The sequence below is a fragment of the Pseudomonas sp. HN2 genome, assembly GCF_020736465.1.
Taxonomy (GTDB): Bacteria; Pseudomonadota; Gammaproteobacteria; order Pseudomonadales; family Pseudomonadaceae; genus Aquipseudomonas; species Aquipseudomonas moraviensis_A.
Genome location: NZ_CP085885.1, coordinates 4,271,294 through 4,294,046, shown reverse-complemented (window position 1 = coordinate 4,294,046; position 22,753 = coordinate 4,271,294). Strand labels below are relative to the sequence as shown.

At 58.2% G+C, this 22,753-nt stretch carries 20 protein-coding genes; 16 read left to right on the top strand and 4 right to left on the bottom strand.

The window, feature by feature from the left end:
* The first annotated feature begins 14 nt into the window (after positions 1-14).
* The 16 genes from serC (at position 15) to LIS66_RS18855 (ending at position 18,229) form a co-directional block, all read left to right on the top strand.
* The gene (gene serC, locus LIS66_RS18930) at positions 15-1,100 is read left to right on the top strand and encodes a 3-phosphoserine/phosphohydroxythreonine transaminase (RefSeq protein WP_064361501.1); all 1,086 of its coding nucleotides are present in this window, start codon (positions 15-17) and stop codon (positions 1,098-1,100) included.
* Positions 1,100-2,194, top strand: coding sequence for a prephenate dehydratase (pheA, locus tag LIS66_RS18925; protein ID WP_016770924.1), 1,095 nt, complete (start codon positions 1,100-1,102; stop codon positions 2,192-2,194). The genes serC and pheA overlap by 1 nt, the downstream gene beginning before the upstream one ends.
* 13 nt (positions 2,195-2,207) lie before the next feature.
* The gene (gene hisC, locus LIS66_RS18920; RefSeq protein WP_042607939.1) at positions 2,208-3,320 is read left to right on the top strand and encodes a histidinol-phosphate transaminase; all 1,113 of its coding nucleotides are present in this window, start codon (positions 2,208-2,210) and stop codon (positions 3,318-3,320) included.
* Between the two features lie 28 nt (positions 3,321-3,348).
* Positions 3,349-5,556 (top strand): bifunctional prephenate dehydrogenase/3-phosphoshikimate 1-carboxyvinyltransferase, encoded by a 2,208-nt coding sequence (locus LIS66_RS18915; RefSeq protein WP_042607971.1) that lies wholly within the window; start codon positions 3,349-3,351, stop codon positions 5,554-5,556.
* Positions 5,553-6,242 carry a (d)CMP kinase gene (gene cmk, locus LIS66_RS18910; protein ID WP_024013869.1) on the top strand — a complete coding sequence of 230 codons (690 nt, stop codon included), beginning with the start codon at positions 5,553-5,555 and terminating at the stop codon, positions 6,240-6,242. Before LIS66_RS18915 ends, cmk begins: the two co-directional genes overlap by 4 nt.
* Before the next feature lie 119 nt (positions 6,243-6,361).
* Positions 6,362-8,047: a 30S ribosomal protein S1 gene (rpsA, locus tag LIS66_RS18905; RefSeq protein ID WP_016770920.1), complete on the top strand. Its 1,686-nt coding sequence runs from the start codon at positions 6,362-6,364 to the stop codon at positions 8,045-8,047.
* A 193-nt stretch (positions 8,048-8,240) separates the two neighbouring features.
* Positions 8,241-8,519 (top strand): hypothetical protein, encoded by a 279-nt coding sequence (locus LIS66_RS18900; RefSeq protein ID WP_064361504.1) that lies wholly within the window; start codon positions 8,241-8,243, stop codon positions 8,517-8,519.
* A 153-nt stretch (positions 8,520-8,672) separates the two neighbouring features.
* Positions 8,673-8,969: an integration host factor subunit beta gene (ihfB, locus tag LIS66_RS18895; protein ID WP_007950920.1), complete on the top strand. Its 297-nt coding sequence runs from the start codon at positions 8,673-8,675 to the stop codon at positions 8,967-8,969.
* A 30-nt stretch (positions 8,970-8,999) separates the two neighbouring features.
* Positions 9,000-9,239: a LapA family protein gene (locus LIS66_RS18890; protein WP_042607937.1), complete on the top strand. Its 240-nt coding sequence runs from the start codon at positions 9,000-9,002 to the stop codon at positions 9,237-9,239.
* A gap of 222 nt (positions 9,240-9,461) precedes the next feature.
* A complete protein-coding gene (gene rfbB, locus LIS66_RS18885; RefSeq protein WP_042607936.1) occupies positions 9,462-10,538 on the top strand; it encodes a dTDP-glucose 4,6-dehydratase in 1,077 nt (358 codons plus the stop codon).
* Complete coding sequence (gene rfbD, locus LIS66_RS18880) at positions 10,535-11,428, top strand: dTDP-4-dehydrorhamnose reductase (RefSeq protein WP_227972807.1); 894 nt, start codon at positions 10,535-10,537, stop codon at positions 11,426-11,428. The genes rfbB and rfbD overlap by 4 nt, the downstream gene beginning before the upstream one ends.
* Entirely contained in the window at positions 11,425-12,315 is an 891-nt protein-coding gene (gene rfbA / locus LIS66_RS18875; protein WP_227972806.1) for a glucose-1-phosphate thymidylyltransferase RfbA, read from the top strand. Before rfbD ends, rfbA begins: the two co-directional genes overlap by 4 nt.
* A gap of 252 nt (positions 12,316-12,567) precedes the next feature.
* Positions 12,568-14,010: a mannose-1-phosphate guanylyltransferase/mannose-6-phosphate isomerase gene (locus LIS66_RS18870; protein ID WP_042607933.1), complete on the top strand. Its 1,443-nt coding sequence runs from the start codon at positions 12,568-12,570 to the stop codon at positions 14,008-14,010.
* A gap of 148 nt (positions 14,011-14,158) precedes the next feature.
* The gene (locus tag LIS66_RS18865) at positions 14,159-15,523 is read left to right on the top strand and encodes a phosphomannomutase (RefSeq protein ID WP_227972805.1); all 1,365 of its coding nucleotides are present in this window, start codon (positions 14,159-14,161) and stop codon (positions 15,521-15,523) included.
* A 100-nt stretch (positions 15,524-15,623) separates the two neighbouring features.
* Entirely contained in the window at positions 15,624-16,847 is a 1,224-nt protein-coding gene (locus tag LIS66_RS18860) for a hypothetical protein (protein WP_155400884.1), read from the top strand.
* Positions 16,778-18,229: a glycosyltransferase family 4 protein gene (locus tag LIS66_RS18855; RefSeq protein WP_227972804.1), complete on the top strand. Its 1,452-nt coding sequence runs from the start codon at positions 16,778-16,780 to the stop codon at positions 18,227-18,229. The genes LIS66_RS18860 and LIS66_RS18855 overlap by 70 nt, the downstream gene beginning before the upstream one ends.
* A gap of 48 nt (positions 18,230-18,277) precedes the next feature.
* Here LIS66_RS18855 and LIS66_RS18850 read toward each other — a convergent pair whose 3' ends face one another.
* From LIS66_RS18850 to LIS66_RS18835, 4 genes are read right to left on the bottom strand one after another with little or no spacing between them, the layout of a single operon-like run.
* Positions 18,278-19,579, bottom strand: a complete 1,302-nt coding sequence (locus LIS66_RS18850; protein ID WP_227972803.1) for a glycosyltransferase — start codon at positions 19,577-19,579, stop codon at positions 18,278-18,280.
* Positions 19,576-20,613: a glycosyltransferase family 4 protein gene (locus LIS66_RS18845; RefSeq protein ID WP_042607929.1), complete on the bottom strand. Its 1,038-nt coding sequence runs from the start codon at positions 20,611-20,613 to the stop codon at positions 19,576-19,578. Before LIS66_RS18845 ends, LIS66_RS18850 begins: the two co-directional genes overlap by 4 nt.
* Positions 20,610-21,644 carry a glycosyltransferase family 4 protein gene (locus tag LIS66_RS18840; protein WP_227972802.1) on the bottom strand — a complete coding sequence of 345 codons (1,035 nt, stop codon included), beginning with the start codon at positions 21,642-21,644 and terminating at the stop codon, positions 20,610-20,612. Before LIS66_RS18840 ends, LIS66_RS18845 begins: the two co-directional genes overlap by 4 nt.
* A complete protein-coding gene (locus tag LIS66_RS18835) occupies positions 21,644-22,747 on the bottom strand; it encodes a DegT/DnrJ/EryC1/StrS family aminotransferase (protein WP_042607927.1) in 1,104 nt (367 codons plus the stop codon). Before LIS66_RS18835 ends, LIS66_RS18840 begins: the two co-directional genes overlap by 1 nt.
* Between the last annotated feature and the right edge of the window lie 6 nt (positions 22,748-22,753).

Below are 22,753 nucleotides of genomic sequence, written 5' to 3'. Positions count from 1 at the left end.
GAGCGAGATTGGATGTGAGCAAGCGAGCCTATAACTTCTGCGCCGGTCCTGCGGCGCTGCCTGAAGCTGTCCTGCAGCGCGCCCAGGGTGAACTCCTTGATTGGCACGGCAAGGGTCTGTCGGTCATGGAAATGAGCCATCGCAGCGATGAGTTCGTGTCCATTGCCACCCAGGCCGAGCAGGATCTGCGTGACCTGCTGAATATCCCGTCGAACTACAAAGTGCTGTTCCTGCAGGGCGGCGCCAGCCAGCAGTTCGCACAGATCCCGCTGAACCTGCTGCCCGAAGGTGGTTCGGCCGACTACATCGACACCGGTATCTGGTCGCAGAAAGCCATCGAAGAAGCCTCGCGCTACGGTCACGTCAACGTTGCCGCCACCGCCAAGCCTTACGACTATTTCGCCATTCCCGGCCAGAACGAGTGGAATCTGTCGAAAGACGCCGCGTACGTTCACTACGCGCCGAACGAAACCATCGGTGGTCTGGAATTCCAGTGGATCCCGCAAACCGGTGACGTGCCGCTGGTGGCCGACATGTCCTCGGACATTCTCTCGCGTCCGGTCGACATCTCGCGTTTCGGCATGATCTACGCCGGCGCACAGAAGAACATCGGCCCGAGCGGCATCCTCGTCAACATCATCCGCGAAGACCTGCTCGGCAAGGCCCGCTCGCTGTGCCCGACCATGCTCGACTACAAGGTCGCGGCCGACAACGGCTCGATGTACAACACCCCGCCGACCCTGGCCTGGTACCTGTCCGGTCTGGTGTTCCAGTGGCTGAAAGAGCAGGGCGGCGTCGAAGCGATCGCCAGGCTCAATGACGTCAAGCAGCGCACCCTGTACGACTTCATCGATGCCAGCGGCCTCTACAGCAACCCGATCAACAAGTCGGATCGCTCGTGGATGAACGTGCCGTTCCGTTTGGCTGACGATCGTCTGGACAAGCCGTTCCTCGCCGGTGCCGACGAGCGCGGTCTGCTCAACCTCAAGGGCCACCGCTCGGTGGGCGGCATGCGCGCCTCCATCTACAACGCTGTCGACATCACTGCGGTCAACGCGCTGGTGGCCTACATGGCGGAATTCGAGAAGGAACACGGCTGATGTCCGAGCAAGAACTCAAGGCACTGCGCGTTCGCATCGACGCTCTGGACACCAAAGTCCTCGAGCTGATCAGTGAGCGTGCGCGTTGCGCCCAGGAAGTCGCCCGCGTGAAGATGGCCTCGCTGGCCGAAGGCGAAGTGCCGGTGTTCTATCGTCCCGAGCGCGAAGCTCAGGTGCTCAAGCGCGTGATGGAGCGCAATCAGGGGCCGCTGGGCAACGAAGAGATGGCGCGGCTGTTCCGCGAAATCATGTCCTCGTGCCTGGCGCTGGAGCAGCCGTTGAAAGTGGCGTATCTGGGTCCTGAGGGCACTTTCACCCAAGCGGCGGCGATGAAGCACTTCGGTCACGCAGTGATCAGCAAGCCAATGGCGGCGATCGACGAAGTGTTCCGTGAAGTCGCCGCCGGTGCGGTGAATTTCGGCGTGGTGCCGGTGGAAAACTCCACTGAAGGCGCGGTCAACCACACGCTGGACAGCTTCCTCGAGCACGACATGGTGATCTGCGGCGAAGTCGAGCTGCGCATCCACCATCATCTGCTGGTCGGCGAAAACACCAAGACCGACAGCATCAGCCGCATCTATTCCCATGCGCAGTCGCTGGCCCAGTGCCGCAAGTGGCTGGACGCGCATTACCCGAATGTCGAGCGCGTCGCGGTGTCGAGCAACGCCGAAGCGGCCAAGCGGGTCAAGGGTGAGTGGAATTCCGCGGCGATCGCCGGCGACATGGCGGCGGGGCTGTACGGCCTGACGCGCCTGGCCGAGAAGATCGAAGACCGTCCGGACAACTCCACGCGCTTTTTGATGATCGGTAATCAGGAAGTGCCGCCGACCGGCGACGACAAGACCTCGATCATTGTGTCGATGAGCAACAAGCCCGGCGCGCTCCATGAGCTGCTGGTGCCGTTCCATGACAATGGCATCGACCTGACCCGCATCGAAACACGTCCGTCGCGCAGCGGCAAATGGACCTACGTGTTCTTCATCGACTTCGTCGGCCACCACCGTGATCCGTTGATCAAAGGTGTGCTGGAAAAGATCAGTCAGGAAGCAGTAGCACTCAAAGTGCTGGGTTCCTACCCGAAAGCAGTTCTCTAAGGGGTGGTAGCAAATGAGTGGCAACTTCCTCGCTCTGGCACAGCCGGGCGTGCAACAACTTTCGCCGTACGTTCCGGGCAAGCCTGTGGACGAACTGGCGCGCGAGCTGGATCTGGATCCGGCAAAAATCGTCAAACTGGCGAGCAATGAAAACCCGCTGGGCGCCAGCCCGAAAGCCTTGGCGGCGATTCGCGAAGAGCTGGCCGAGCTGACCCGCTACCCGGACGGCAATGGTTTCGCCCTGAAATCGCTGCTCGCCGAGCAGTGCCGCGTCGAGCTGAATCAGGTCACCCTGGGCAATGGCTCCAATGACATTCTTGAGCTGGTTGCCCGTGCCTATCTGGCACCGGGCTTGAATGCGGTGTTCAGCGAGCACGCTTTCGCCGTATATCCGATTGCCACCCAAGCGGTCGGCGCACAAGCCAAAGTCGTGCCGGCCAAGGATTGGGGGCATGATCTGCCGGCGATGCTTGCGGCTATCGATGCCAATACCCGTGTGGTGTTCATTGCCAATCCGAACAACCCGACCGGCACCTGGTTCGGCGCAGAAGCGCTGGACGAGTTCCTGCAGGACGTTCCCGAGCACGTGCTGGTGGTGCTCGACGAGGCTTACATCGAATACGCCGAAGGCAGCGACTTGCCGGACGGCCTCGACTTTCTCGCGGCTTATCCAAACCTGCTGGTGTCGCGCACGTTCTCCAAAGCCTATGGCCTGGCAGCGCTGCGCGTCGGTTATGGCTTGTCGACGCCTGTGGTGGCAGATGTGCTGAACCGCGTTCGCCAGCCGTTCAACGTCAACAGCCTCGCCCTCGCCGCAGCTTGTGCAGCATTGAAGGACGATGAGTATCTGGCGCAGAGCCGTCAGCTCAACGAAGCGGGCATGCAGCAGTTGCAGGCTGGTTTCCGTGAGCTGGATCTGGGCTGGATCGAGTCCAAAGGCAACTTCATCTGCGTCGATCTCGGCCAGGTCGCGGCGCCGGTTTTCCAGGGCTTGCTGCGCGAAGGCGTGATCGTGCGTCCGGTGGCCAATTACGGCATGCCGAACCACCTGCGGGTGACCATCGGTCTGCCAGCGGAAAACAGCCGTTTCCTCGAGGCGCTGCGCAAGGTTCTGGCTCGTGGTTGATGTCACTGCGCTGCAACCTGCTGCACCTATGATCGGTCGCCTTGTGGTGGTCGGTCTGGGATTGATCGGTGGTTCGTTTGCCAAAGGCTTGCGTGAGAGCGGCCTGTGCCGTGAAGTGGTCGGCGTCGATCTGGATCCGCAATCGCGCAAGCTCGCGGTCGAGTTGGGTGTGGTCGATCGCTGTGAAGACGACTTGGCGGCAGCTTGCGTCGGCGCTGATGTGATTCAGCTGGCGGTGCCGATTCTGGCGATGGAAAAACTGCTCGCACGTCTGGCTGTAATGGATCTGGGGCAGGCGATCCTCACGGATGTCGGCAGCGCCAAGGGCAATGTGGTGCGCGCGGCGACCGAAGCGTTCGGCGGCATGCCGGCGCGGTTCGTGCCGGGCCACCCGATTGCCGGTTCCGAGCAGAGCGGAGTGGAAGCCTCGAATGCCGAGCTGTTCCGCCGGCACAAGGTGATCCTGACGCCGCTCGAGCAGACCGATCCTGCCGCGCTGGCGCTGGTCGATCGCCTGTGGCGCGAGCTGGGCGCCGATGTCGAGCACATGCAGGTCGAGCGTCACGACGAAGTGCTTGCCGCGACCAGTCATCTGCCGCACCTGCTGGCCTTCGGTCTGGTCGATTCGTTGGCCAAGCGCAATGAAAATCTGGAGATCTTCCGTTACGCTGCCGGTGGTTTTCGCGATTTCACAAGAATCGCCGGAAGCGACCCGGTGATGTGGCACGACATCTTCCTCGCCAACCGCGAGGCTGTCCTGCGCACACTCGATACATTTCGCAGCGACCTCGACGCCTTGCGCGACGCGGTCGATGCAGGGGATGGGCACCAATTGTTGGGCGTTTTCACGCGCGCCCGGGTTGCCCGCGAGCATTTCAGTAAAATCCTGGCCCGCAGGGCCTATGTGGACGCTATGAATTCCAACGATCTGATCTTCCTGGCTCAACCTGGTGGCCGCCTGTCCGGTCGGATTCGCGTACCGGGTGACAAATCGATTTCCCACCGTTCGATCATGCTCGGCTCGCTGGCCGAAGGCGTCACCGAAGTCGAAGGCTTCCTCGAGGGCGAAGACGCCCTGGCGACCTTGCAGGCGTTTCGCGACATGGGCGTGGTCATCGAAGGCCCGCACCACGGCCGCGTGACCATTCACGGTGTCGGCCTGCACGGCCTGAAACCGGCGCCGGGCCCGATCTATCTGGGCAACTCCGGCACCTCGATGCGCCTGCTCTCCGGCCTGCTGGCGGCGCAGGACTTCGACAGCACCCTGACCGGCGACGCGTCGCTGTCCAAGCGTCCGATGAATCGTGTGGCCAATCCTCTGCGGGAAATGGGCGCCGTGATCGAAACCGCCGCTGAAGGTCGTCCGCCGATGACCATTCGCGGTGGCCACAAGCTCAAAGGCCTGACCTACACCATGCCGATGGCCAGCGCTCAGGTGAAATCCTGCCTGCTGCTCGCCGGCCTGTACGCCGAAGGCAAGACCACCGTCACCGAGCCAGCACCGACCCGTGACCACACCGAGCGCATGCTGCGTGGCTTCGGCTATCCGGTCAGCGTCGACGGTGCCACGGCTTCGGTCGAGTCCGGCGGCAAGCTCACTGCAACTCACATCGAAGTGCCGGGCGATATCTCGTCATCGGCGTTCTTCCTCGTCGCGGCCTCGATCGCCGAGGGTTCCGAACTGGTGCTGGAGCACGTCGGTATCAACCCGACCCGTACTGGCGTGATCGACATCCTGCGTTTGATGGGCGCTGATATCACTCTGGAAAACCAGCGCGAAGTCGGCGGTGAGCCAGTGGCTGACTTGCGCGTGCGGGCAGCTAGACTCAAAGGTATCGAGATTCCGGAAGAACTGGTGCCGCTGGCGATCGACGAATTCCCGGTACTGTTCGTCGCTGCTGCATGCGCCGAAGGGCGGACCGTGCTGACTGGCGCCGAAGAGCTGCGGGTCAAGGAATCCGACCGGATCCAGGTCATGGCGGACGGTTTGCTGGCGCTGGGCGTCAAGTGCGAACCGACCCCGGACGGCATCATCATCGACGGCGGCCCGATCGGCGGCGGTGAAGTGCACGGTCACGGCGATCACCGTATTGCCATGGCTTTCAGCGTTGCCTCGTTGCGCGCTACCGCACCGATCCGTATCCACGATTGCGCCAACGTCGCGACCTCGTTCCCCAACTTCCTCGCGCTGTGCGGGCAAGTCGGCATTCGTGTGGCACAAGAGGCTCAGTCGTGAAAAACATTGCACCGGTCATCACCATCGATGGGCCAAGCGGCTCCGGCAAAGGCACGGTCGCCGGGATTCTGGCCAAGCGTCTGGGCTGGAACCTGCTGGATTCCGGTGCGCTTTATCGTTTGCTCGCGTTCGCTGCGCACAATCATGGCGTCGACCTGACCAACGAAGAGCTGCTGAAGACATTGGCCGCTCATCTGGATGTGCAGTTCATCGCCGCGACCGAAGGTCAGTTACAGCGGATCATTCTGGAAGGCGATGAAGTCAGCGATGTCATTCGCACTGAAAGCGTCGGTTCCGGTGCCTCGCAAGTGGCTGCGCTGCCCGCCGTGCGCGAGGCGCTGCTGCAGCGCCAGCGCGCATTCCAGGAAGCGCCAGGCCTGGTGGCTGACGGTCGCGACATGGGTACGGTGGTTTTTCCGGATGCACCGCTGAAGATTTTCCTGACCGCCAGTGCCGAGGAGCGGGCGCGCCGTCGATATTTGCAGTTGAAGGGCAAAGTCGAGGGTGTTAGTCTGTCGAGTCTGCTAGATGAGATCCGTGCACGCGATGAGCGTGACACCCAGCGCGCAGTAGCCCCGCTCAAGCCGGCGGCCGACGCGATTCAGCTGGATTCCACGGAGCTTTCCATCGATCAGGTGCTTGAACGCATCATGAGCGAGATCGCCATTCGCGATATCGCCGGGTGACCAAGAGGGCCGCAGGGGACCAGTCATAGTCCTGCGGTGCTTCTTTTAAATGAAACTAACCCACACCGTCTGGGGTGTGGAGATGGGCGTTTACTTCGCCCTCATCTACAGGAATTAAAATGAGCGAAAGCTTTGCGGAACTCTTTGAAGAAAGCCTGAAAACCCTGAACCTTCAGGCAGGCTCCATCATCACCGGTGTTATCGTTGATATCGATTACCAGGCTCGCTGGGTAACCGTTCACGCTGGTCTGAAGTCTGAAGCACTCATCCCGCTTGAGCAGTTCTACAACGATGCTGGCGAACTGAACATCAACGTTGGTGATGAAGTTCACGTTGCTCTGGATTCGGTTGAAGACGGCTTTGGCGAAACCAAGCTGTCCCGTGAAAAAGCCAAGCGCGCTGAATGCTGGATCGTTCTGGAAGCAGCCTTCGCAGCCGAGGAAGTGGTCAAGGGCGTTATCAACGGTAAGGTTAAAGGCGGCTTCACTGTCGACGTTAACGGCATCCGTGCGTTCCTGCCAGGTTCCCTGGTTGACGTCCGTCCTGTGCGCGACACCACGCACCTGGAAGGCAAAGAGCTGGAATTCAAGGTCATCAAGCTGGACCAGAAGCGCAACAACGTTGTCGTTTCCCGTCGCAGCGTCCTCGAAGCCGAGAACTCCGCCGAGCGTGAAGCTCTGCTGGAATCCCTGCAGGAAGGCCAGCAAGTCAAAGGTATCGTCAAAAACCTCACCGATTACGGCGCATTCGTCGATCTGGGTGGCGTGGACGGCCTGCTGCACATCACCGACATGGCCTGGAAGCGCATCAAGCATCCTTCCGAGATCGTCAACGTTGGTGACGAAATCGACGTCAAGGTTCTGAAATACGATCGCGAACGCAACCGTGTTTCCCTGGGCCTGAAGCAACTGGGCGAAGATCCATGGGTTGCTATCAAAGCCCGTTACCCAGAAGGCACTCGCGTAACCGCTCGTGTAACCAACCTGACCGACTACGGCTGCTTCGCTGAGCTGGAAGAAGGCGTTGAAGGCCTGGTACACGTTTCGGAAATGGACTGGACCAACAAGAACATCCACCCTTCGAAAGTCGTACAAGTCGGCGACGAAGTGGAAGTCATGGTTCTGGACATCGACGAAGAGCGTCGTCGTATCTCCCTGGGCATCAAGCAGTGCAAGTCGAACCCATGGGAAGACTTCTCTGGCCAGTTCAACAAGGGCGACAAGATCTCCGGCACCATCAAGTCGATCACCGATTTCGGTATCTTCATTGGTCTGGACGGCGGCATCGACGGTCTGGTTCACCTGTCCGACATCTCCTGGAACGAAGTGGGCGAAGAAGCCGTACGTCGTTTCAAGAAGGGCGACGAGCTGGACACTGTCATCCTGTCGGTTGACCCGGAGCGCGAGCGCATCTCCCTGGGCATCAAGCAACTGGAAAGCGATCCGTTCTCCGAGTACGTCTCGGTTAACGACAAGGGCGCTATCGTGACCGGTACCGTGAAAGAAGTTGACGCCAAAGGCGCCATCATCGTTCTGGCCGACGACATCGAAGCTACCCTGAAAGCCTCCGAAATCAGCCGTGACCGCGTTGAAGACGCGCGCAACGTTCTGAAAGAAGGCCAGGAAGTTGAAGCCAAGATCATCAGCGTTGATCGCAAGAGCCGCGTAATCCAGCTCTCGATCAAGTCGAAAGACGATGCTGAAGAGAAAGAAGCCATCCAGAGCCTGAAAGCAGCTCCGGAAGGTGAAGCAGCTGACACCACTATGGCGGCACTGCTGCGTCAAGCAATGGCCAAACAGAACTAAGTTCTGCTTGATCATGAAAAAGGGCGACTTCGGTCGCCCTTTTTTGTGTCTGCGATTTGGTCTTTGTACGCCCGTGCATGAAACCATTGCGTCCGCCTGTGGGTCTGTTTCTTTAATCGGATCAATCGCCTATTCGCGACTAAGCTTGGTCTTGAGCGTGTAGTCGTCGGGCTTGCCTGGCATAAGGAAGTGGATGAACAAGTTACTTGTTGTTGCAATGGTAATGGCGCTGGCAGGTTGTGCCACCAGTGCGAAGACCCATGCAGTACGTGGTGTCAGCGGTATCGAAGTCGACTGTTCGGGGCTCGGTTCCAGCTGGGAGAAGTGCCAGAAGCGTGCGGCTAAAGAGTGCAAGGGCAAAGGCTACAAGGTCATCACCCGCTCTGATGATGCGAAAGATGAAGACGACTATCCGTTCGGCTTCAATCCCGCAGGCTTTGTCACCCGGACCATGCTGGTGATGTGTCGCTAGGTGCGCAGCGTTCCGGCTCGCGGGTTCGATGCCCTGAAAATGGGCGTTTTAACGCGGGGGAAGATATGTCAATCCCTGGGCTGTTCAAATTCTTCGGGGCATGCTAAAACCTTTCAAGCGCTGATCTAGCTGCTTGAAAAAGAAGGGAAAAATATGACGAAGTCGGAGTTGATCGAACGAATTGTCACCCATCAAGGGCTACTCTCATCCAAGGATGTTGAGCTGGCTATCAAGACCATGCTTGAACAAATGTCTCAGTGCCTTGCCACCGGTGATCGCATCGAGATCCGTGGATTCGGCAGCTTCTCCCTGCACTACCGCGCGCCCCGCGTCGGCCGTAACCCAAAGACCGGCCAGTCTGTCAGTCTGGACGGCAAATTCGTTCCGCATTTCAAGCCAGGCAAGGAGTTGCGTGACCGCGTGAACGAGGAAGAGGAGGAGGGCGCTTGATCTTCGCTATTCAAATTCGAGGGCGTGTGAATGCGTAATCTGAAACGCATACTGCTTGGCGTATTTCTTCTGTTGATGGTTCTGGTTGTTCTGGCGTTTGTACTGGAGAACCAGCAATCGGTTGCGCTTTTGTTTCTGGGTTTTTCCGGCCCGCAGTTGCCAGTCTCGGTGGTTGCAGTGTTGGCGCTGCTGATTGGCATGCTGATCGGCCCGGTATTGGGCTGGTTTCTGGGGCGTTCGTCCAGAGCCGCACGCAAGCGAATGGTCTGAAAACGGCAGGCGCAAGGCATCTGTCGAAATTGCGCCTCGGCCTGCCTTTATCCATTAGTAAAACCATCATTAAGCTGTAAAATGCGTCCCTTGTTCGATCGTGCCTTCTGCATGTCGATTCAGACTGACTCTGACGGATGCCGACTGATAGTGGCTTCTGCATTCATGGATTAGACCGCGCTCGCTAGCAGCGCTGTCCGCAGCTCAAGGGTATCGCTTCGCGTGAAAATTCTAGTTACCGGCGGTGCCGGCTTCATTGGCTCGGCAGTCATCCGTCACATCATCTCCAACACTTCCGATGCAGTCGTTAACGTCGATAAACTCACGTACGCCGGCAATCTGGAGTCCTTGGCGGAAGTCAGCCAGAATTCGCGTTATGCGTTCGAGCGAGTCGATATCTGTGATCGTGAGCAGATCGACCGCGTTCTGCGTGAGCATCAACCGGATGCAATCATGCACCTGGCCGCAGAATCCCACGTCGATCGCTCGATATCGGGCCCGTCCGACTTCATCCAGACCAATATCATCGGTACCTACACGCTGCTCGAGGCCGCGCGCCACTACTGGGCCGCGCTGGACGATGCGCGTAAAGCGCGCTTCCGCTTCCACCACATTTCGACTGACGAAGTTTACGGAGACCTCGAAGGTCCGGAAGACCTCTTCACCGAAACCACGCCTTATCAACCAAGCTCACCCTACTCGGCGAGCAAGGCCAGCTCCGATCATCTGGTTCGTGCCTGGGCACGCACTTATGGCTTGCCTACGCTGGTGACCAACTGCTCGAACAACTATGGCCCATGTCACTTCCCTGAGAAGCTGATCCCGCTGATCATTCTCAACGCACTTGAAGGCAAGCCGCTGCCGGTGTACGGCAAAGGCGATCAGGTTCGCGATTGGTTGTATGTCGAAGATCATGCTCGTGCGTTGTACAAAGTCGTCACCGAAGGCGTCATCGGTGAGACCTACAACATCGGTGGACACAACGAAAAACAGAACATCGACGTGGTGCATACCCTGTGTTCGTTGCTCGATGAGTTGCGGCCTGATTCGGCCCATCGTCCCCATGCCAGCCTGATTACCTATGTGCAGGATCGCCCGGGGCATGATCAGCGTTATGCAATCGATGCCAGCAAGATCCAGCGGGAATTGGGTTGGGCGCCTGAAGAGACCTTCGAGACCGGAATCCGCAAGACGGTTGAGTGGTATTTGAACAACGCTGATTGGGTTGAGCACGTGAAGAGCGGCAGCTATCAGCAGTGGATCGATCAGAACTACACGGATCGCTCGAACAACGCATGAAAATTCTGTTGCTGGGCAAGAGCGGTCAGGTGGGCTGGGAGCTGCAACGCTCTCTGGCTCCGCTTGGAGAGTTGATTGCACTTGATCGCCATCAGGCCGATGGATTGAATGGCGATCTGTCGAATCCCGAGGCTCTTCGCGCGACGATTCGGCAGGTGCAGCCCGACGTTATCGTTAACGCTGCTGCTTACACTGCCGTTGATAAAGCCGAATCGGAAACCGAGTTGGCTGACCGTGTAAACGGCATTGCAGCGGGTGTTATGGCTGAAGAAGCCGCCGCCTCCGGTGCCTGGCTGGTTCATTACTCAACCGATTACGTTTTCAATGGCCAGGGCACTGCCGCGTGGCGGGAAACCGATGCCGTTGCGCCGGTGAACCACTATGGCTCCAGCAAACTCGCCGGCGAGCGGGCAATCACTGCATCGGGCTGCAAGCACCTGATCTTCCGTACCAGCTGGGTTTATGGCGCTCGCGGTAACAACTTCGCGAAGACGATGCTGCGCTTGGCCACCGATCGCGAAACGTTGAGCGTGGTCGCGGATCAGATTGGTGCGCCTACCGGTGCAGATCTGATTGCCGACGTAACGGCTCAGGCGCTTCGCCAGGCCCTGCAACAGCCCGAGCTGGCGGGGTTGTACCACTTGGCAGCCGCTGGTGAAGTGTCCTGGCATGGCTACGCAAGCGAGGTGATCGCTTTCGCTAAAGCCAATGGTGAATTACTCGCGGTGAAGGCTATCGAGCCGGTCGAAACCACTGCGTTTCCGACGCCCGCACACCGACCGCTGAACTCGCGACTGAATACTCAAAAGCTGCGCGCTACTTTTTCTCTACACTTGCCGGATTGGCAAAGTGGTGTAACCCGAATGCTCAGGGAAATTCTGAATAAATGATCAAGACCAATCGTAAAGGCATCATTCTGGCAGGTGGCTCCGGGACACGTTTGCATCCGGTCACGCTGGGGGTGTCCAAGCAGCTGTTGCCTATCTACGACAAGCCGATGATTTTCTATCCGTTGTCGGTGCTCATGCTCGCGGGCATACGAGAAATCCTGATCATTTCGACGCCTGAAGACTTGCCCAATTTCCGCAAGCTCCTGGGTGACGGCAGTCTGTATGGCATCGAGTTGAGTTATGCCGAGCAGCCGAGCCCGGACGGCCTTGCGCAGGCGTTCATCATCGGCGAGTCGTTTATCGGTAGCGACCCTTGCTGCCTGATTCTCGGCGACAATATCTTTTACGGTCAGTACTTCACTGAAAACCTGCGCTCTGCCAACGCTCAGCCCTCAGGCGCGACAGTGTTCGGCTATCACGTGTCCGACCCGGAGCGTTTCGGAGTGGTGGAATTCGATGCCAATGGCTGTGCGCTGAGCATCGAAGAAAAGCCACTGAAGCCGAAATCCAACTACGCCGTGACCGGGTTGTACTTCTACGATAACCAGGTTGTCGAAATCGCCAGGAACATCAAGCCGTCGGAACGAGGCGAGCTGGAAATCACCGACATCAATCGCGCGTATCTGGAACAGAAAACCCTGAACGTCGAAATGTTGGGGCGCGGCTTTGCCTGGCTGGATACCGGTACGCATGACTCGCTGCTGGAAGCCGGGCATTTCGTCCACACTATCGAACACCGTCAGGGGCTCAAAGTCGCTTGCCTTGAAGAAATCGCCTACCACAACGGCTGGATCAGCGCAGAGCAAGTCGAAGCTCAGGCGCTGCGCCTGAAGAAAACCGGCTACGGGCAATATCTGCAGAAGCTGCTCGATCAGCCAGCACGTTGACGGGCGCGGTTTATCGAGCGCTGTTTGTTGCATTCTGTCGAGGTATCAATTGCGATTGGCGATGTAGAATGGCAGGCAATTACGCAACGTATTCCGCGCTCGCGAGGGCGCATGTGTCATCAGTCCCGTTGTCTTGAGATCGAGAGGCGGGGCAAGGATTCTGCACTGGGTTTGGTGCAGTTCGATTGCAAACATAATTGAGACTGCTTTCCTGACAATCATTGGCGGGAGAGAGGGTTAAGGACTTTGAGCATGGAACTGATTCCCGTAATTTTGTCTGGCGGAGTGGGCAGCCGGTTGTGGCCTGTGTCCCGAGAAGCCCATCCCAAGCCCTTCATGGAGTTGCCGGATGGTCAGAATCTGATCCAGAAGACGTTCCTGCGCGCCTCACGGCTGGACGGTGTGGTGGAAGTCCTCACCGTGACCAATCGTGAGTTGCTGTTCAAGACTGAAGATGAATACGGCGTCGTCAACACGGCCAGGCACGCGCAAGGCTTCATCCTCGAACCCTTTGGGCGAAATACTGCAGCGGCAGTGGCGGCGGCGGCTCTGCAACTGGAGACCACCCATGGTCCCGATGCACACATGCTGGTGCTCGCCGCCGATCATTTGATCCAGGACGAAAAAGCCTTTGCCGCGGCCGTGTCCAATGCCGTGGCGCTGGCCAGTGAAGGCTGGCTGGTTACGTTTGGCATTCAGCCGACCTATCCGGAAACCGGTTTCGGTTACATCGAGGCGCAGAAAGAGGCGCCGCTCAAAGGCGGGCTGAAGGTCGCCCGGTTTGTCGAGAAGCCTGATCTGGAGACTGCACAGAACTACGTCAGTGCCGGCAACTATTTCTGGAACTCGGGCATGTTCTGTTTCCGTGTAGGCACCGTCCTGGAAGAGCTTCGGCTGCACGCCCCCGACGTTGTCGAGGCGGTTGCAAAGACCATCGAGGTGTCTCGCCTGACTTCCTCCAACAAATATCGTTGCCTGGCGCTGGACAGCGAAAGCTTTGCGCAGGTGCCGGATATTTCCATCGACTATGCATTGATGGAGCGTTCCCAGAAAGTCGCAACCATTCCGTGTGACATCGGCTGGAGTGACATCGGCTCATGGAACGCGGTGAGCGAACTGACTGCGCCGGATGAAAACGGCAACCGCTTTGAAGGCGAAGTGCTGTCCCATGGCTCGCGCAATAATTATGTGAACAGCGAAGGGCGTCTGACTGCGCTGGTCGGTGTGGAAGACCTGTTGGTCATCGACACGCCTGATGCGGTGATGATTGCTCATAAGGATCACGCTCAAGACGTGAAACACATCGTCAATCAGCTCAAGGCGTGCAGCCACACCGTGCATTTGCTGCACCGTACGGTCCACCGTCCATGGGGTACCTACACGACCCTGGAAAATGGCGAACGCTTCAAGATCAAGCGGATTGTCGTAAAGCCCAAGGCGTCGCTGTCGCTGCAGATGCATCATCACCGCAGTGAACACTGGATCGTCGTCAGCGGGATGGCGGTCGTGGTCAACGACCAGCAGGAACTGATGCTCAACACCAACGAGTCGACGTTCATCCGTGCCGGTCACCAGCATCGCCTCATGAACCCGGGCGTCATTGACCTGGTGCTGATCGAGGTGCAGAGCGGCGATTATCTGGGTGAAGACGATATCGTCCGCTTCGAAGACAACTACGGCCGCGTCGACAAATAACAGCGGGTTGCAGCCTTAAGCCTGATCGGCGATTTTTTACCGGTCGGGCTTATTTGCATGTGGCTTCACGCGACTTCACTCCCTATCGATGATTCACAGCTGCGGCATTTACCGGCGGCTGTCTCGGATTCCCAGGCAAGAGATCGAAATGCATACCCCTATCAAGACCCGCTGCTTCAAGGCTTATGACATCCGTGGTGAAGTACCGGTCGATCTGAACGAGGATGTCGCTTACCGGATCGGCCGGGCCATGGTCGTCGAGTTGCAAGCCAAAAGCATCGTGCTGGGGCGGGACATGCGACTGGAAAGTCCGATGCTGGCCGAGGCGATGAGCCGTGGTCTGAGAGAGGCAGGTGCCGATGTCATCGATATCGGACTATGCGGAACTGAAGAAGTCTATTTCGCCACCAGTGCCTTCAATGCCGACGGTGGCGTAATGATCACGGCGAGTCACAACCCCAAAGGCTATAACGGGATGAAACTGGTCAAGTCGCAGTCACGGCCCATCAGCGGTGACACCGGGCTGAACGCCATCCGTGATCGGGTAGAGAGTGGTGACCTTGGCGCGTTGGCGGATGCCGTCGGTAACGTGCGTGAGGCGTTCGATAAAAGCCGTTACATCGATCACCTGCTGACTTACATCGACGTGGCGGACCTCAAGCCGCTGAAGATCCTGGCAGACCCTGGCAACGGTGCTGCCGGGCCGGTCCTGCAGGAGTTGATGGGCAAGTTGCCATTCGAATGGACGCTGATCAATGCCGAGCCGGACGGTCACTTCCCCAATGGCGTGCCCAATCCCCTGCTGCCGGAAAATCGCGAGCTGACGCGCCAGGCATTGCTTGAAAATGGCTGCGATGTGGGGCTGGCGTGGGATGGGGATTTTGACCGTTGTTTCTTTTTCGACGAAACCGGCCGGTTTATCGAAGGTTATTACCTGGTCGGTCTGTTGGCGGAAATGTTGCTCAAGCAACACCCGGGCAGCAAGATCATTCATGACCCGCGGCTGACCTGGAACACCATCGAGCAGGTCGAGCAAGCTGGCGGTGTACCGGTGCTGTGCAAGACCGGACATGCCTTTATCAAAGAGCGCATGCGTATCGAGGACGCCATTTATGGCGGCGAAATGAGTGCCCACCACTATTTCCGTGATTTCGCCTATTGTGACAGCGGGATGATCCCCTGGTTGTTGGTCACGGCCCTGATGTCCAGCACTGGCAAGAGCCTGGCGCAACTGGTCGATGAGCGTATTGCCGCTTATCCATGCACCGGCGAGATCAATTATCGCGTTGAAGATGTGCCGGCGATGCTGCACCAAGTCCTGGAGCATTTCCTGCCGCTCAATCCCGCGCTCGACAGGACTGACGGCATCAGCGTGTCGTTTGCCGACTGGCGCTTCAACCTGCGCGGCTCCAACACCGAGCCGCTGTTGCGCCTCAACGTCGAGACCCGTGGCGATCAGGCGTTGATGTGGGCGCGTCTGAAAGAGATCGAGTTGTTGATCAAAGGTGCTTGAAGCTTCGCCCGTCTGGTATTCAGCGGCGCCGGTGCTTTGGTGAGCGAAGCACAGCGATGCGGGCGCGGGTTGCGAAACATCATTTCTATAGGTTGCCATTTTGAAAACGGTTTTATTGCTAAGCACGTACCCGATTGCCAGTCCCCGCCACGGCGGACAGGTCCGGGTCGCCAACATCGCCAAGACCTTTCGCGAAAATGGTTGGGATGTGACTCATCTGGCTGTCTATGAGCCGGAAGGTTATCCGCCATCTACCCTGGGTGCCAACGATGTCAGCTTTCCGGCTGGCAGCGACTTCAGGAAATACAAGGGCACGTACGTGCCATTGATCAACGATTTGCTGTCCGGGGAATTCGCAGCGTCGGAGCAGGGCGGGTTCGCTGACATTCTCAAGAAACTGCCGCCAGTGATCGACGTCATTCATGTCGAGCAGCCATGGCTATGGCCGCTGGTGCTGAAGATCCGCCAGATGCCGCAATACGCCAATGCCTGCCTCATTTACGGCTCGCAGAACATCGAGGCTCCGCTGAAGCAGGAGATCCTCGACAGCTACGGCATCAAGGGCGCCGAATCGGTGATCGCCGACATCGAGACGCTCGAGCGCAAGGCGACGCTGGAAGCAGATATCGCCGTGGCGGTAACCCAGGCCGATTTCGATATTCTCAAGGCCTGGGGCGCGAAAAGACCGCTGCTGGCGTCCAACGGTATCGCGCCGTGGTCGGCCAGGGCGGAGTTGCTCGCCAGTTGGAAGGAGCGGCTGCCGCAGTCGCCCTGGATTCTCTATGTTGCCAGTGCCCATCCGCCCAACTTCAAGGGTTTCAATGAATGCCTCGGCAGTTCTCTGGCGTGCATTCCTCCGGACAGCAAACTGGTGGTGGTCGGCAGTGTATGTGAGCACCTCGAAACCACACTTCGCGACAGTCGCTGGGGACAACTGAACCTTTCGCGCCTGCAACTGCTGTACATGCTGCCGGACGAAGATCTGGACGCCGTCAAGACACTTGCGCACGCATTTCTGTTACCGATCCCCCACGGTGGCGGCTCGAATATCAAAACCGCGGAAGCCATTTACTCTGGCAAGTACGTCATCGGTACCGAAGCGGCATTTCGTGGTTTTGAACAGCATCTTCTGCTTCCCGAGCTCAGTGTTGCGCGTACGCCACACGAGTTTCATGCGGCAATCCGCGCGCGTCTCACCGGGCCTGCGACGATCAGTGGTGACGGCCCGGACAGAGCATCGCGCGAGCCATTGACGTGGGCTCGGAGTCTGGAATCAATTCCGCGTACAGCGGCAGACGTAATCGTTCAGAAGGCGCAAGCATGACCACTTGGTTTGATGTAACAACCATTCTTGGCTGGCGTCGGCCTGCCGTAGGCATTATTCGTACCGAGGCCGAGGCTGCGGCCCATGCGCTCGAACTGATTGCGGCGGGGGAAGAGGTGAAGTTCTGCTTCTTCAGTCATGCCACCGGATACAGCGCGATCGATGCGGCCGACGTGGCAGCGACCCTGAAGAGAATTTCCGGGGCTCACGCAGCAGCGCCAGGCCGGACAGTTGCGGGCGCTACCCATAAACGTTCGATAGAGGCGCGCCTGAAAGAAAAGGCGACCAAGGTACTGAACCGCCTGCCCCCCAAGTTGAGCGGGCGTATCTATCAGTTTTTCCAGCTGCGCCGTACCTCCATCGTTGAAGCGGTGATCGGCGTCCGCCATTTGATCTCGGCCGCACGGGCTTTTTTCAAACCGGCCCAGCGCAGCCATGTATTCAATCCTTCGTCACGCAAAGTGCACAGTGGCGGCCATCCCTTTGCCAAAGGCGACAGCTACATATCGGTGGGGCTGGACTGGGACAATAAAGACCTTGCGCATCTCTATGAGTTGAAGAAGCAGGTCGGTTTGCGCGTCATTCTCTTCTGCTACGACGTGATTCCGGTGAGGCTGCCACACTTGTGCGTGGGTGATGTTGCGGCCAAGTTTGCCAATTACTTTGCTGACGTCGCCTGGTGCGCGGACAAGATCCTGTGCATTTCCGAATGCACGCGCAAGGATCTGATCGCGTTGCTCGATGAATTGGGTGCGCCGATTCCTGAAACGGCGGTGGTCAAGTTGGGCTGCCAGCTATCCCACGAGTTGAGCGACACCGTCAGCCCCGACGTCGAAACATTGTTGAAAGAGCGTTTCGTGCTGTTCGTTTCCACGATCGAGCGCCGCAAGAACCACGAAGTGCTATATCGCGCCTATACGCGCCTGATCGATAGCGGTGTTGAGGATCTGCCTAAACTGGTCTTCGTCGGAATGCCGGGTTGGGGCGTGGGTGACTTGTTATCGGACATCTCCCTTGACCCGAGAACCCGGGATTACATACGGATTCTCAACAACGTTTCGGACTCTGACCTCATGCATCTGTATCGCAACTGCATGATGACCGCGTTCCCTTCCTTGTATGAAGGCTGGGGGTTGCCTGTTGCCGAAAGTCTGGCTGCCGGCAAGTATTGCCTGGCCTCCAATGCGGCTTCGATTCCGGAAGTAGGCGGGCATCTGCTGGACTACCTGGAGCCGTGGGATGTGTCGGCGTGGGTCGCTGAACTGCACAAATATGCTTTCGATCCGCTGGCGCTGGCGGCCAAGGAAGCGGCGATCAAACGTGATTACAAACCCGTTGCCTGGAAAGAGACGGCGCAGTTTGTTTTCGATAGCCTGAAGTAACGATTACAGCATGCGGTGGATCAGGGGCGATCCACCGCATGCTGGTATTCAGGCAATCGTATTGGTGTTGAACAGATTCAGCGACTTGAGAATCTCGGGCGTACCGAGCAATTCGGGGCTCGCTGACCATTTCTCGATGATGGTCGCAAAATGGTCGACCGCTGAAATGATGACCTTCGCCCGAAGCGCGACAGGCACAGCCTGCGCAAGTTTGTGGGCGTAGTTCTCGGCCGTGAATGTATCCTGTGCCCACGTTTGCGCCTGCTTGCCGATATCGATCGCCGAGGAGGGGCTGCCGCGCAGTGATAGAAGGATCTTCTTCAGATCTTCTATTTCCCTTTCAGGCGATACCTTCAATACATACTGATCGGGCAGTTCGCTGTAAAAGCCAGTGTTGGTAACGATGGTGGCTTTACCGTAGAGCATCGCTTCAATCGCAGAGGCCGACGCAGCTTCGAGGCTGGGCCAGCGCAGGCAACTGATGACGTCAGCTTCGCGAATGGCCTCTGACAACGGGGCGTCATCGACTTCGTTGGAAATGATCAGCTCGACCCCGGCCTTGGCGGCCATTTCGGTCAATTTCCGTTCGACATCCGGAAGAATCGCCCCCACCAGACGGTAACTCACGTTCTTTCGAAGTGAGGCGTTGCTGGCAATCGCCTTGATGCAACTTTCCACGCGTTTGTTGGGGTTGACGTGGCCGATGGTCAACAAGCGCAACTTGCGATTGTCATTGTGTACCGGTTGCACATCGACGGCCCCGGGAGCGTCGTAGGCCAGCGGTGTCACGAAAACCGGACCCGCGCACGCGGCCATTACCCGCTTGCATCCCCAGTTGCTATGGGTAATCACGCCGGTGGCCATCGAACTGATCCATTCGGTCAGCGGTGCGGTTTCTCGCGTCGAGTTGATGAAGGTCGTACTGTCGCTGACGTTGAAGTAGTCGGTGGCGATTCTGCGTCCGTACCACTGCGTCAGGATGTGATGGGCTTCATCGCGCCGCTGCTGCGCCCAGCCCCAGAAAAGATGGCCGAGGAAGAAGTCATGCAGGCAGACGATGCCTGGGGCTTTGTGAAGCCAGGCCACGCCACCTTCGTGAAACTCGTAGTTGTCGCCGATCTGGTAGACGAGGCAGTCAGCGTCGGCCACTTCGGTGCTAACCCGTTCTTCATCCGTCCAGGCAATGACGGTGCAACCGAAGTCATGAGCCTCTTTGTCGAGAACATGCGGGCTTTCAGTGCGCACCAGCACAATGTGGTGCTGCTGACTGAGCAGGGCGCGAACCACGAGACGAGTCATCCTTCCGATGGCGGAGGATTTGACGCCGGGGGTAAAAATGACCAGTTTCATTTAAGTAGCGCCTCTATGGTCTCGGGCCAGTTGATGCCCAGGGTGTTCCACAGCGCCTCCGCGCCTTCGCCGTACTCGATGGTTCGGGTTTTGCTTTCGAACGCCGCATTCATCGCTTCGGCCAGACTTTCTGCAGTGGGCTCTGCTCGCCATCCGGACTCCTGCGGATTGACCAGGCCCAGGATGCCACCGCTGTCGGTCGTCGTGATCAGTGCCTTGCGCGCAGTGGCGGCTTCCATCGCGACGTAACCCAGGGAGTCTTCATCGAACGGGATGTAAGCAACGGCGAGTGCACGATTGACATAATTGACGTAGGTGGACCGAGGCAGGAAGCCAAGGTCGAGTTTGACGCGATCATGCAGGCCGAACTCATTGATGATCGAATGCAATTGCAGCGTGTCGGCGTGCGACTCGGGAGGCCCGGCAATGACCAGCTTGACCCGTTTGTCGGCTTTGGCAAGTGCTCGCAGCAGCAAGTGCTGACGCTTCATGCCGTTGACGCGTCCGCCGGCAAATATGTAATCGTCATATTCACCGCCGGTGAATGCTTCAGGATCGTTTACGGGCGGCAACAGCACCTGCGAGTCGAAGCCGTTGTACTTGAACAACCGCTGTCTGGTCACTTCGGAGTTGGTGTAGATGCTGCGGCTCTCCGCGAATGTTTCGTTGTCCGCGTTGATAATGGCGTTGCGAATGTCGGTGCCGCTTTTGTCTGCCGGCAGGTTGGTCTGGCCGACGTCGTAAAGGTCGTAGGCCTGACGATACTGGTGCAGCAGCCACAGTGATTTGCGGTGGTGGCGAACCAGGTACGCCGGGAATTTCAAGGCGATGACGTGATCGGTATTGAAGATTTCCAGCGTGCGGGTCAGCAACATCTGCGAGGGGATGCGCGATGCCGGTTCCCACTGAGCCGGGATGCGCATGACTTCGGCGTCGTGACCGGCCATGAGCAGGTTTCTTTGCAGATTGACCGCCAATTCTTCTGCGCCGCCCCAGATGAACGGAGCCATGTTGTTCACAATCAGGACTTTCATGCCAACAGACGCTCCAGCACATGTGACCAGGAAATTTTCAAGTCAACCAGGCGCTGCCGGGCATTCTTGCCCATCGCTTCGGTCAGACTTCGATCCCGGTAGAGTTTGTCCATCGCAACGGCCAGAGACTCTGGAGTCGGCTCGGCGATATAACCGTTGTAGCCATCCTGCACCAACTCCAGAACGCCACCCGAGTCGGTAGTGGTGAGGATCGGTTTTTCCGCGTGACTGGCTTCGAGGCTGGGATAGCCGTAGGAGTCTTCATCAACCGGAAGGTAAGCGGCAGCCAGGCAAACTGACAACTGCGCGACCTTTTCTTCTTCGGTGATCCAGCGATCATCCAGGGTCACTCGGTCCGAAAGGCCGTACTCTTCGATTTTTTCTCGCAGGGCGATGCCGTAGTCAGGACCCGCGCCCGTTCCCAGCAACCGCAGGCGGACCGGCGTCGTCGTATAGTTCAGTGCGTCGATCAGCAGGTGTTGGCGCTTGTGATGTTCGAGGCGGCAGATGTAAGCGATTTCATCGTTGTAGCCAGCGCAAAAAAAACGCTCCGACTCGAAGACCGGAGGGTAAAGCACCTCGCTATCGAAGTCGTTGTAGGTCTTGAGTCGCTTGGATACGACCTTCGAATTGGTGAAGATCGCCTTTGCTTCGCCCAGGGCTCGGGTATCGGCATCCACCAGCGCATCGCGAATTGCGCGATGCTTGGCATCGTCCGGGAAATCGCGGTACGGGCTGTCCCACATATCGTAGAACGCACGAATGTGATGGATGAACCAGAGGATCTTGTGCGGATGGGGAATCAGGTGCGACTGTGGCCGGAAACATATCACCCGGTCAGCGCTCTGCAGATCGACCCAACGCAACGCCATCATCTGTTGAAACAACAGATCCGGCGCATCCAGTTCGGGCAAGTAGATGACTTCGACCTGATGGCCGGCAGCCGTCAGTGTAGAGGCCAGCCAGTCGACGATATTCCTTCCGCCCCCTCTGATGAAGGGCACGAATGTGGAGCAAAGGGCGATTTTCATCAGTCGGCCAGGACCTCACGCAGGCTGGCTGCAATTCTGATGATGTCATCCTGAGTCAGGTCCTGATGCGTCGGCAGATTGATGCCCCGCCCCGACCACAAGTCTGCAACAGGGTAGGTGCTGTCTTCCATGTACGGTGGCAGCACGTGCATCGGGTAGAAGACCGGGCGGGTTTCGATACCCATGGCATCAAGTTTTTGCATGACTTCGTCACGTTTGTGCTCGTCGCCATCGCTCAGAAAGATGTTGTACATCCAGAAAACCTGTTTGGCCCAGGAAGCCTCGGTCGGCAACACGATTTTGCCAGCAAGGTCGGCCAGCGCTTCGTTGTACCAGCCAGCGAGCCGATCACGATCAGCCAGGGCAGTGTCAATGTTTTCCATCTGCGCCAGACCGATGGCTGCCTGAATGTTGGTCATGCGGTAGTTGTAGCCGACCACTGGAAACCAGTAACGACGCTTAGGATCCATGCCCTGACCACGGAACAGGCGCAGTTTCGCCGCCAGCTCATCATCGTTGGTGGTAATCATGCCGCCTTCACCGGTGGTGACGATCTTGTTGCCAAAAAAACTGAAGGTTGCGCACGTGCCGAGGCTGCCAACCTTGCTGCCCTTGACTTCGGCGCCATGAGCTTCGGCCGCGTCTTCCACCACCCACAGGTTGTGTTTGCGGGCGATTTCGTTGACGACATCCATCTGCGCCGGGTGACCGTACAGGTGCACCGGGATGATGCCTTTGGTCTTCGCGGTGATCTTGCTTTCGATGGTCTGCGGATCGATGTTCATCGTATCGGCGCACACGTCCACCAGTACAGGCGTCGCTCCGCAGTAGCGCACGGCATTGGCGGTGGCAATGTAAGTCACTGTCGGGATGATGACTTCATCGCCCGGTTGCAGGTCGAGCACGACCAATGCCAGGTGCAGTGCAGTAGTGCCGTTGTTGGTGGCGATCGCATGCTTGACGCCGCAGAATGCTGCGAAGCTTTCTTCGAAGGCGCCGATGTATTTGCCGTTCGAGGAAATCCAGTTGGTATCCAGGCAATCCAGCACATACTTACGTTCGTTTCCGGCAAGCTTCGGTTGTGCAACAGAAATACGATTCATGCTTGT

What these genes read in the sequence shown, in the direction of transcription:
- LIS66_RS18870 (WP_042607933.1), top strand. Translation starts at nt 12,568, where the DNA reads ATGGAACTGATTCCCGTAATTTTGTCTGGCGGAGTGGGCAGCCGGTTG.
- rfbD (WP_227972807.1), top strand. Translation starts at nt 10,535, where the DNA reads ATGAAAATTCTGTTGCTGGGCAAGAGCGGTCAGGTGGGCTGGGAGCTG.
- rpsA (WP_016770920.1), top strand. Translation starts at nt 6,362, where the DNA reads ATGAGCGAAAGCTTTGCGGAACTCTTTGAAGAAAGCCTGAAAACCCTG.
- LIS66_RS18865 (WP_227972805.1), top strand. Translation starts at nt 14,159, where the DNA reads ATGCATACCCCTATCAAGACCCGCTGCTTCAAGGCTTATGACATCCGT.
- ihfB (WP_007950920.1), top strand. Translation starts at nt 8,673, where the DNA reads ATGACGAAGTCGGAGTTGATCGAACGAATTGTCACCCATCAAGGGCTA.
- LIS66_RS18915 (WP_042607971.1), top strand. Translation starts at nt 3,349, where the DNA reads ATGATCGGTCGCCTTGTGGTGGTCGGTCTGGGATTGATCGGTGGTTCG.
- LIS66_RS18900 (WP_064361504.1), top strand. Translation starts at nt 8,241, where the DNA reads ATGAACAAGTTACTTGTTGTTGCAATGGTAATGGCGCTGGCAGGTTGT.
- pheA (WP_016770924.1), top strand. Translation starts at nt 1,100, where the DNA reads ATGTCCGAGCAAGAACTCAAGGCACTGCGCGTTCGCATCGACGCTCTG.
- LIS66_RS18890 (WP_042607937.1), top strand. Translation starts at nt 9,000, where the DNA reads ATGCGTAATCTGAAACGCATACTGCTTGGCGTATTTCTTCTGTTGATG.
- LIS66_RS18845 (WP_042607929.1), bottom strand. Translation starts at nt 20,613, where the DNA reads ATGAAAGTCCTGATTGTGAACAACATGGCTCCGTTCATCTGGGGCGGC.
- LIS66_RS18840 (WP_227972802.1), bottom strand. Translation starts at nt 21,644, where the DNA reads ATGAAAATCGCCCTTTGCTCCACATTCGTGCCCTTCATCAGAGGGGGC.
- hisC (WP_042607939.1), top strand. Translation starts at nt 2,208, where the DNA reads ATGAGTGGCAACTTCCTCGCTCTGGCACAGCCGGGCGTGCAACAACTT.
- rfbA (WP_227972806.1), top strand. Translation starts at nt 11,425, where the DNA reads ATGATCAAGACCAATCGTAAAGGCATCATTCTGGCAGGTGGCTCCGGG.
- LIS66_RS18850 (WP_227972803.1), bottom strand. Translation starts at nt 19,579, where the DNA reads ATGAAACTGGTCATTTTTACCCCCGGCGTCAAATCCTCCGCCATCGGA.
- LIS66_RS18835 (WP_042607927.1), bottom strand. Translation starts at nt 22,747, where the DNA reads ATGAATCGTATTTCTGTTGCACAACCGAAGCTTGCCGGAAACGAACGT.